Origin of the sequence: Weissella sp. DD23 (assembly GCF_001579105.1) — a bacterium.
Classification (GTDB): Bacteria; Bacillota; Bacilli; order Lactobacillales; family Lactobacillaceae; genus Weissella; species Weissella cibaria.
Map to the genome: position 1 here is coordinate 273933 of NZ_KQ970391.1, position 4094 is coordinate 278026.

A 4094-nucleotide genomic window follows, 5' to 3' on the forward strand; every position below is an offset into this window, starting at 1 on the left:
GACGGCACCAATGACGGGATTGCCAACTAACATTGCAGACGAGGCCGTTTTGACAGATGCCAAGTATGCCGTTGCAGTGCCAGACGTTGCAGGTTATACCGCATCAGTGGTTGATGCAAATGGTAATACCTACACGCTGGCGCAATTGGCTAATTTGCCAGGTATGCCTGCTGGTGGTGAAAGTTACACGGTCACGTACACGCCAAATGCACAACGTGTCAACGTGGTATTCAAATTGAATACGACGGACGGTGTGGAAATGAATGGTCGTGTGGCAGAGCGTATCGATGGTATTTCTAATGGTACAGTTAGCTACGATAAGATTACTGACTTGGACGTGCCAGGTTATGCCTACCAATGGCAAAACACCGTCGCAACGTTTGACAGTGATGATAATCAAGATCAAACGGTCTACATTATCTACACAGCCAAGTCTGATCAAAAGGCTAAGTTGGTCTTTGTGAATGATCCAAAGCAACAAGCTGATATCGATACGACAAACGGTACAACGAACACACAAATTACGTTTGTAAACCCAACAACCAAGCAAACGTTGACTGATCAAGATTTGGTGCGCACTGGTTATACGTATGTTTTGGCCGGTACCAGCAACGCCTATGCGTCACTGGTTAACTTGCCAAAGTACACGGATGCTGATGATGACACACAAACTTATGACGTGACATACACGGCTAAGAAGCAACAAATCGGCATTGTGCAAAGCGGTTTGCCAACGGGCTTAATGACGGCGAATAACTTAGCTAAGATTGCCGGTTATACGAATGGTCACTATGGTCAAGAGTTGGATGGTACGTCAAACAACACACTGCCAACGGCTGCGCAATTGCACGTACCTGGATATGCGTTCCAAGCTTATCTGGTACATGCCGATGGCACGAAGACGGCGGTCGATTTGACGGCACTTGGTGATCAAGTCTTTAACTTGTTGCCAGGTACGATTGACGATAACGGTTTGGCTGTGACGCAGGTTGAAGTGGATTACACGCCAACGCTGCAACAAGCCATTGTGCAGGATGCCACACATAACTTTGAGACGGCGACTGGTCAAACGGGAGCGAAGATTGTGTTGCAGATGACGGATGCTGCTTTGGCAAAGGCCGGTTACACCTACACGGTTAATGGCTTTAGTTCATTGACGGATGCGGTGGCAGCAATGGCAACGTATGACAACACGGATAATGCTGCGGACGCGACCGTCGATGGTACGCCACAGCTATTTAATGTTGTTTACACAGCTAACAACCAATCAATTCCGGTTAGGGTAGTTGGTTTGCCAGCTGCCAAGGTGCCTAATTTGGCCAACTTGACGGGTGTTACGGACAGTACGTATAACAACGTGCCAACGGATGCCCAACTTAAGGTGCCAGGTTATGCCTATGTCATTACGGATTCGAACGACAAGGCCGTAACGCTTGATCAATTGAAGACGGCCACGTTCCAAATGAACGGTGAACAGTTGGCGGTGACAGACTATACGGTGACGTATACCGCTGAACCAACATCTGCTAAGGTCATTTACCAATACGATTCAAGTGCTACCTTGGCGAATGCACCAACGTTGCCAGAAACAACAGTTATTTCAGGTGTGACTGACGGTGCGTACCCAGCGACGACTATCCAAACGTTGCCAGGTTATACGACGGTGGTAGTTGCCCAAAGCGCTCAGGTAACTGGTCAATATGATGCTGCGACGAACCAAATTAACGGGACGTTCACGGCAGATGATATGTCAGGTGATAATTCAGTTTACGTCGTGACGTATGTGCCGACGGATCACGACATCAAGGTGCATTATGAAGTTGATGAACCAACCGATGCGACTGAACCATCAGGAACGTTTACGTTGCCAGCTGATACGAAGATTTCAATCAAGACCGATAAGGGTTACCAGATTACATCTGTCGCAACCCCTGGTTATGCGATTGAGAAGATCGATGGCAAGCTGATCGACTGGGACAAGTTGGCTAAGGTCACTGAGACGGCAGAAGATGGCACGATTATCACGTATTACAAGCTGGATGATCACACGTTGATTAGTTCAGACAAGTTGAATGTGACATTTACTAATACAGCTGCGGTTGACGCGACTGGTGAATTGCAAACATCACATTACGACATTACGTTGTTGCCAACGAAGCAAGACTTTGATGTGACGTACGAATGGGCTGATGCAGCCACTCAGGATGCAGCGAATGCGACGGCTAAGGCTAAGATCGACGCGCAAGTTGCAGCACCAGTTGCTAAGACTGGCATTTACACGGACCACAAGTACGGCTTTAGCTATGTTGTGGTACCAGGCTACACGGCGACTGTATCTGGTGTTGCGCACGTGGATGATAAGACGGACAGTGATTTAGCCGGTGCCTTCGACGATGATGGTAAGGGTAACGTCACAGCCAACATGCACGCGGTTAACACGAGTTACAAGGTTGTTTACTCAGCGAATAAGCAACACATAGATGTGGTTTACCATGTCGCTGATACTGGTATGACAGATGTGTTGGCAGTCACAGGTTTGCCAACGGATGACTCAGGCATTGTAACTGGTTCACTCGAAGGTCAGACCGACATGGCGTACACGGATGAAACGTCAGGCGATTTTAACTACAAGCTCGTGAAGGCCGTGCCAGGTTATACGTATACCATCACAGATGCAGCCGGCCATGTGGTTAAGGATGCAACGGGTAAGTTGTTGTTCATGCGTGAAGCGGACTTTGATTTGAGCACATTGCCAGGTACGTTTGCAGTTGATGCAACGACTGGTGCGTTGATTCAAAATCAATACACAATTACGTATCAAGCAGATAAGCAACAACAAATTACCTTTGAAAACCCAACTGATCCAGCAACTGGTAAAGCACCAGTGACGGATCCAATTACGCAAACGGCTGATTCAAATCAAACGTTTGCCGAAGTTGATTTGGGTAAGGATTACAACATTCCGGGTTATACGATGCACATCGACGGTGAGGCTGGCACAGTGTTGGCGTCACAAAAGGCGGACAACACGGATGTCGCTTACACGTTTGATAATGATGCAACGGATGAGGCACTTGCACAATCTGTGGCTGCAACTGATGGCACTGTGCAAAAGCACGTTGTGACTTATGTTGCGAACACCGATCAAAAGGCAAGTTTGACGATTGTGAATAAGCCGGTTTCTGCTGGTGATTTGCCAATCGTTGCACCGATTACAGATGGCACGACCGATGCCAAGGTTGATTTTGGTATTACGCAAAGTCAACTTTATGTACCAGGTTATACATTTGTCGTGACTTTGGTTGGGGATGCCACGAAGACGCCGATTAATATTGATGATTTGCGCTTTACGCGTGATGAAACAGATGACCAAGCATACGAAGTGACGTACACGCCAATTTCACAAACGGTGAACGTTAACTACAAGACAGATGGTTTGACGACGGACCAACAAGCCAATGTGCCTGGTTCGGCTGCTGACTTTACGTTGACTGGTAATACGGATACGAACTATGCATCAGCTACAATGAGTGGTGCATCAAATGCTGTGATTTCAGGTCGACCTGGTTACACATTCACGGTCAGCGAAGTGCACGGTCAAGGATCAGATGCAACATCATCAGCTATTTCGGCAGCAACTAACTTGGGTAGTCAGGCGACATTCGATTTGGCTGACGTAGCAAACGGCTATACTTTCGCAGTAAGCGGCACTGGTAATGAATCAGGACTTGCCGTTGCTGGGTCAGAACAATTAAAGACGCCTGAAATCGATGTTGCTTACACGGCGTTGCCACAACACATGCAGGTGACGTACGCAGTTACCGGTACACCAACGACGGCCCAACAAGCCCGCGTAGATGCGGGGGCGAAGGATAATCCAACGACGGTCACGGCAACAACTGATGCATTATTGTCAGTTGCGACAGCTGCCACAACAATGATTATTCATTCAGTTGATGGCTACACATTCATGATTTACAAGAAGAAGGCTGACGGTTCTCGTGGCGATTTGGTGACAACCGACCCACAGACAACGGACTTCGACTTGACAAAGAATGCGTTGACGAAGGATCAATTATTTGCAGTTGATGCTG

1 protein-coding gene is annotated in these 4094 nt (G+C 47.7%); it reads left to right on the top strand.

Annotated features, from left to right (window positions below):
- On the top strand, window positions 1-4094 hold a 4094-nt coding region (locus WEIDD23_RS13440; RefSeq protein WP_197458790.1), incomplete at both ends, for a hypothetical protein.